The following is a 5756-nucleotide window of genomic DNA, read 5'->3' on the forward strand; positions in this document are numbered from 1 at the left end:
CCGATCACCGCCGCGCTCATCGCGTCGACCCCCGCTCGCCGTCGACGGCGGAGTCGGCCTCTGAGCCGGCGTCCCGATCATCCGCGCGCGCGGTCAGGAGCGCCGCCGTGCCGACCCCCGCCAGGGTGGCCAGCGCGCCGAGCAGCAGGGTCACCAGGACATAGGCCGCGGCGACCGTCGCGTCACCGTCCCGGAGCAGCTCGGCGGCGTGTTCGGTCACGGCGGAATAGGTCGTGAAGCCCCCGCACACCCCGGTGCCCAGGAGGAGTCGGACCCCGGCTCGTCGTCGTTCCCCCAGGCGCTCACCGGAGGCGGCCAACCACTCCAGCACCAGCCCCAGTAGGAAGGCGCCGAGCACGTTCACGGCGAGCGTCGCGCCGAGGGGGGTGCCGGGGAGCATCACGGCCACGGTCGCACGCAGCGCGGAACCCACGGCCCCGCCCAGCGCCACCAGCCCCACCGCGACCGGAAGACTCACGACGGGCGGCCTCACACCGAGAGTCCGGCCTCCAGGGCGGCCTCGAGGCCCGCGCGGTCGCCGGAGATCTCCAGCCCCGCGTCGTCGGCGCCGACCCGGCCCCACAGCAGGAGCGCGAGCGACTCGGGCGAACCCGACACCTCGACCTCCCCGGCCCCCTCGGCACCGGGCAGATCCCACTCGAGGGCGCCCGGGGCCGTCGCACCCACCGGTTCGGCGCCCGTCGCCAGACCCTCGGGCGCGTGGAGCACCGCGCGCAACCGGATCGTCACGGGCAGGGGGCCGCGGGAGCCCTTGTGCGGGTACATCACGGCGCAGAACTCGTCGATCGTGTCCACGGCCACGTCCTCCGGCAGCGGCGTCGTGGCCGAGGGCCCGCCCAGCGCGTTCTCCAGGTCCCACCGGTGCAGCGCGGTCTCGTGGAGCTGACGCCGAAGCCAGAACGCCGCGGGCCCCGGGCCACCGAAGGTCCACGTGGGGGCGTCGACGTCGGTCTCCGTGAAGGTCTCGAGCATCCCCGAGGCCTGGGACGCGTACCAGTCGGCGAGCGCGGCAACTCCCGCCGCCGACGACGGGGCGGACTTCATGGCCTCGCCCAGGCCCCGCGAGCGCTCGTGTGGGTTCCCGTCGCGCACGGTGGCGCCGCCCCACCGGTTGACGGCGCCGAGGTGGGTGACGAGGTCGTGCAGCGTCCACTCCGGGCACGACGGCACAGGGGCGGTCGGGTCGACGGTGTCCGGGTCTCCGCCCCCGGCGAGCGCGAACCGCACCAGACCGACCTGGGCCTCGATCGCGTCGAGCATCCGCTCCCGCGTCAACCGGGCGCTCATACGCGCGTCGCCGCCTCGTTCGATCCGATCGATCCGCTGTCCTCCGTGCCCGCCCTACGGCGGGTGAAGTCGATCTGCCGTCCCGCGTTGGACACCGCCACCACGGTTCCGGTGCCGAACACGCCGTCGCGGTCGAACAGCGAGGCACTGCCCACCGCCACCCCGGCGTCGCTGAGGTGCTCGTCGGCCTCGATGCCGATGTCGCCCGAACGGGGCAGGCGGGCCAGCGCCACGGTGAGATCGGCGTTGATGAATCCGATGCCCTCGTCGCCCCAGTGGGACATGAGACTGGTGGACTCGGCCAGGGTCACGGCCCGCTGGAACGGGGTCGCGTCCTCACCGGCCACCACGTCCAGCGGGTGCAGCCAGAACCGCTTGCGCCGGTCGTTCTGGTGCGCGCTCATGTCGCGACTCCACGCCTCCCCCTCGTCGCCGCTGCCGAAGAAGACGTTCGACCCCGGCCGGTTCTCCAGCGGGTCCGCCTCCGGCGGGGCCCCCACCCGCCGGCCCGAGCGCCACACGTTGCCCGGCGGCTGCTCGCCGCGGCGCAACTGCACGAGGGTGCCCCGGGCGACCAGCTTCCCCTCCTGCAGCATCCGGACGTCCGCGACCCGGATACGGTTGCCGGCCCGGACCTCCTCCGTCACCGCGACCAGCGGCTCGGTGCGGACGGGCGCGAAGAGGTCCACGGTGAGCCGGGCGGGCTGGAACCCCTCCGCCCCGTGCTCGGCCTCGAGCGCACGGGCCGAGGCCACCACGACCGCGGGCCCGTTGACCATGGTCTCCGACCAGGCGCTGCGCGCGTACCTGGTGGGGATGTACGCCCCCGACTCGTCGAGGGTGAAGAACGAACGCTCGCTCATGAGGTCAGCCCACCATTCCGATAGAAGAAGTTGCGGGTCCGGCAGCTGTGGCCGGGCGGACTCCGCCGGCGGCCCAGGACCGCAGGACCGCCGCGAGCTGCGTCTCGAAGTACTGCTCGGCGCTCGGCGACTCACGCCACACGCTGAGTTCCAGCGACACGACCCCGTGGAGTGAGGCCCAGATCGCGGTGGCCGCCTCGTGCACGTCGGTGGCCCGGAAGACCCCCTCGTCCACCAGCGCGTCGACGATCTCCAGCAGCGGTTCCCTCCACTGCGGGTCGGGCGACTGCGGGTCGCGGCGGTCGGCGCCGACGCGGGGTGAGCGGACGGGCTCCCCCACGACGAGCGCGTACAGCCCCTGGTTCTCCAGCGCCCACCGGCGGTAGGCGCGGCAGAGGGAGCGCATGTCGGTCTCGACACTGTCGTGACGCAGCGACTCCCGCAGCGCGTCGGCGAGCATGCGATCCGCCTCCTCCGCGACCGCGGCGAGCAAGCCGGACTTGCCCCCGAACATCGTGTAGATGGCCGTGGTGGAGGTGCCCTGCGAGGCGGCCAGCGGCCGCAGTCCGAGCTGCTCCGGCGCCGCTCCCCGGAGCCTGCGCGTGGCCTCCCTCAGGATCCCCAGCCGGAGGGCCTCGTCGTACTGGGCGTGGGGTGGGGCGCCGGTGGTCGCGCGGGAGGGGGAACGGGTCACCCGGGCAGGGTACGACGACGACGTCGCCATCGCGTCACAACGCCGTGGCGTGTCCAGCGGAACGGTGTCATCCCACCGCCATCACACGGGACTCCCGGCCCCCACGCGGGGCGCGGTGGACGGGAGTGACAACGGTGTCCCACCTGCCGTGACGGCGTTGCCGGGGATCTACGCTGGAGTCCATGCCCACTCTGAGCCGTCACGAGTCCGTCTTCGTCCTCCGATTCTCCGAGCCGGAGGACCCGGCGGACGCCCCGGACAACGCCTTCTCCCCCGAGTTCCTGGACTCCCTCGATGCCGCCTTCGACGAGGTCGAGGCCTCTGAGGGTCCGGCGGCCCTGGTCACGACCGGGGCGGGGAAGTTCTACTCCAACGGACTCGACCTGACGGTGATCGCCTCCGATCCCGCCGGCCTGCCCGCCTATGTCTCGCGGGCCCAGCGGGTGTTCGCCCGGGTCCTGCGGCTCGAGCTACCCACGGTGGCCGCGGTCAACGGGCACGCGTTCGGAGCCGGGGCGATGCTGGCCCTGTCCCACGACCACCGCGTCATGCGCGCCGACCGCGGATTCTGGAACCTGCCCGAAGCGCAGCTGGGGATGCCGTTCCCTCCGGGGATGAACGCGCTCATCACCACCCGGCTGCCCCACACGGTGGTGAGCACGGCCATGCTCACCTCCAAGCGCTATGCGGCGGACGAGGCGATCGCGGCCGGGATAGCCCATGAGGCGGCCGAGGTGGACGCGGTGCTCGACCGCGCGATAACGGTCGCGGCGGAGATGGCTCCGCTCCGGAGTGCCAACTACGCCGGAATCCGTGCAGGACTCGTCCCCGGCGCTCTCTCGCACCTGGATGAGCCGATCACGCGACTCTGAGCGAACTCATCCGGCGGACAATTCCCGCGGCTCGACGGCGGTGATGTCGCGACTTCCGTCCGCCAACCGGTGCCACATGCCAATACACGGAAGGGCCCGCACCCCGTCTCCCGGGGATGCGGGCCCTCGCGCGTGCGATCAGTTTGCGGCGGCGTACGCCTCCATCACGTCGGCCGGGATGCGGCCGCGATCAGAGACCTCGAAGCCGTTTTCCCGCGCCCATTCGCGAATGGCCTTGGTATCGCCCGAGCCGGACTTGGCGGCGGCCTTGCGCGCCGGCTTGCTCTTGCTTCCGGTCACGCGGTGACCTGCGTCGATGTACGGGGCCATCACCTCACGGAAGGCGTCGGCATTCTCGTCGCTCAGGTCGATGGAGTATTCCTTGCCCTCGAAGGCGAACGAGATGGAATTGGCCTCTTCGCCCAGTTCCGTTCCGTCGATGTCATCGATGTACCTGACCTGGAATTGCTGAGCCATTGATTCTCCTAGCTAGGTGCGACCACTACTACACAACAGTATGCACCAGCACCGGGAAATTATGCCCGGTCACATTTGCCGACCATTCTCGATAAGTGATCCGTTTATTATGGGATCGAGAACAGTCGGGCCGGTCAGCGGATTAAATCCGTCGAATTCTCCAGGTATAACCGGACGATCAGATCGACTATCTCCGGGTTCGCGCCGAGCGGCGGTGAGGTCACGTCCGCGCCGGCCGCCGCGATCCGGTCCGCGAAGAACCCGGGCGCCAGCAGGTGGGTAGCCACGGCCACCCGGCGATGACCCCGCTCCCTGAACCCGGTGATCGCGTCGGCGACGGTCGGACTGGCCGCGGAGGCGAACCCGGCGGACACCGGTACCCCGAGGACCCTCTCGAGGGCCGAGGCCAGGGCCCGCGTCTCGGCCTGCGAGGACTCGTCCCGGCTGCCCGCGGCGCCCAGGACCACGGCGTCCGGGCCGAAGGCCCCCACGGCCCCCGCCTCCGCCAACCGCTGGACCAGTGCGCGCACGATCTCCGGTTCGCCACCCACGTGGGGCGCAAGCGCGACCGGGCCGGGAGCGCGGCCGCACGCGCCGTCGACGTCCTCGGTGACGTGGAACCCGCGGGCGAGGAAGGCGGGCACCACGACCGTGGGCGCCCCGTCGGCGAGGATGCGGTCCGGGCCCGGAGCCTGGACGTCGACCCAGGCCAGCCGGCAGTCCACCCCGTCGAGCTTCTTGCGCGTCTCCACCAGGACCCGGCCCAGTTCCCGGCGGCCCGTCGACGACCGGGTCCCGTGTGCCACCAGGAGCAGGCGGGGTCGCTCGGCGACCGGTTCGGCGTGGAGCGCGTTCGTCGTCATCCCCCGAGCATGCCGGATTCCGGATGCGGCGCCCCGATCGCTGGACGAGACTGGGGGGATGGACGCAGGAGCCGGACGTATCGGGCGGGCCCTCGGACCGGGTCGGCGGCGCCGGGAACGGCCGGAGGTGACGCTGACCAACTACCAGGCCGTCTACGACTTCTACGGCCCCGGCCGCCGGAGGGACGGTTTCACCCATCCCCTGCTGACCTTCGTGGGGGCGTTGTACGCACCCGAGGTGCGGATCCGGCCCGAGACGGTGACCGAGCTACACCGGCTGCACGACGCCGGCGTGGGGATCATCGTGGCCGCCAACCATCCGTCACACCACGACCCGTTCGTGCTGGCCTCGGCCGTGTACGACAGGCGGGTCCGGTTTCTGGCCTCCGGCACCGGCCTGACCAAGGACCCGCTCTTCCGCGGCCCGCTGCGACCGGTGTTCGAGTACACGGGCACGGTCCCGGTCTTCCGTGCCAAGAACTACGAGGGCACCGAGCGCGCGGTGCACGATGCGGCGGCGGCCCGCCTGATCGGCCTGTGCGTGGACCGCTTGACCGCCGGCGGGGTGGTGTTGACGTTCGTGGAGGGCACCAACTCGTCGGCGGACGACCTGAGGACGCTCCGGCTGGACTCGGTCAAGAAGGGTGTGGGCCAGATGGTCCGCGGGGTCCGCGCCGCG

The 5756-nt window shown here is 71.9% G+C and carries 8 protein-coding genes; 2 read left to right on the plus strand and 6 right to left on the minus strand.

Features of this window, described 5'->3' with window-relative positions; all coding sequences use genetic code 11:
* Positions 1-16: 16 nt before the first annotated feature.
* The 4 genes from G6031_RS01015 to G6031_RS01030 are packed head-to-tail and all read right to left on the minus strand — an operon-like array spanning position 17 to position 2865.
* Positions 17-478 carry a CrcB family protein gene (locus G6031_RS01015; protein ID WP_182652143.1) on the minus strand — a complete coding sequence of 154 codons (462 nt, stop codon included), beginning with the start codon at positions 476-478 and terminating at the stop codon, positions 17-19.
* 11 nt (positions 479-489) lie between these two features.
* Positions 490-1308, minus strand: a complete 819-nt coding sequence (locus G6031_RS01020) for a maleylpyruvate isomerase family mycothiol-dependent enzyme (RefSeq protein WP_182652144.1) — start codon at positions 1306-1308, stop codon at positions 490-492.
* Positions 1305-2171 carry an acyl-CoA thioesterase domain-containing protein gene (locus G6031_RS01025; protein WP_182652145.1) on the minus strand — a complete coding sequence of 289 codons (867 nt, stop codon included), beginning with the start codon at positions 2169-2171 and terminating at the stop codon, positions 1305-1307. The genes G6031_RS01020 and G6031_RS01025 overlap by 4 nt, the downstream gene beginning before the upstream one ends.
* A gap of 4 nt (positions 2172-2175) precedes the next feature.
* Positions 2176-2865: a TetR-like C-terminal domain-containing protein gene (locus G6031_RS01030; protein WP_347238413.1), complete on the minus strand. Its 690-nt coding sequence runs from the start codon at positions 2863-2865 to the stop codon at positions 2176-2178.
* 182 nt (positions 2866-3047) lie between these two features.
* On the opposite strand from G6031_RS01030, the gene G6031_RS01035 reads away from it, so the two are divergent.
* Entirely contained in the window at positions 3048-3737 is a 690-nt protein-coding gene (locus G6031_RS01035) for an enoyl-CoA hydratase/isomerase family protein (RefSeq protein WP_182652147.1), read from the plus strand.
* Positions 3738-3875: 138 nt separating this feature from the next.
* Here the strand turns inward: G6031_RS01035 and G6031_RS01040 are convergent, their stop codons facing one another.
* Together G6031_RS01040 and G6031_RS01045 are read right to left on the minus strand one after the other, a co-directional pair.
* Entirely contained in the window at positions 3876-4214 is a 339-nt protein-coding gene (locus G6031_RS01040) for an Lsr2 family protein (RefSeq protein WP_179524107.1), read from the minus strand.
* A 134-nt stretch (positions 4215-4348) separates the two neighbouring features.
* On the minus strand, positions 4349-5077 hold the full coding sequence (locus tag G6031_RS01045) for a CbiX/SirB N-terminal domain-containing protein (RefSeq protein ID WP_179524106.1): 729 nt from the start codon (positions 5075-5077) through the stop codon (positions 4349-4351).
* A gap of 58 nt (positions 5078-5135) precedes the next feature.
* On the opposite strand from G6031_RS01045, the gene G6031_RS01050 reads away from it, so the two are divergent.
* Positions 5136-5756: lysophospholipid acyltransferase family protein (locus tag G6031_RS01050; protein WP_182652148.1), on the plus strand; the 621-nt coding region annotated here is incomplete at its 3' end.

The sequence above is a fragment of the Dietzia sp. CQ4 genome (assembly GCF_014145125.1).
GTDB lineage: Bacteria > Actinomycetota > Actinomycetes > Mycobacteriales > Mycobacteriaceae > Dietzia > Dietzia natronolimnaea.

Excerpts from the sequence above, each read along its gene's own strand:
- G6031_RS01020 (WP_182652144.1), bottom strand. The coding sequence starts at position 1,308 with ATGAGCGCCCGGTTGACGCGGGAGCGGATGCTCGACGCGATCGAGGCC.
- G6031_RS01025 (WP_182652145.1), bottom strand. The coding sequence starts at position 2,171 with ATGAGCGAGCGTTCGTTCTTCACCCTCGACGAGTCGGGGGCGTACATC.
- G6031_RS01035 (WP_182652147.1), top strand. The coding sequence starts at position 3,048 with ATGCCCACTCTGAGCCGTCACGAGTCCGTCTTCGTCCTCCGATTCTCC.
- G6031_RS01040 (WP_179524107.1), bottom strand. The coding sequence starts at position 4,214 with ATGGCTCAGCAATTCCAGGTCAGGTACATCGATGACATCGACGGAACG.
- G6031_RS01045 (WP_179524106.1), bottom strand. The coding sequence starts at position 5,077 with ATGACGACGAACGCGCTCCACGCCGAACCGGTCGCCGAGCGACCCCGC.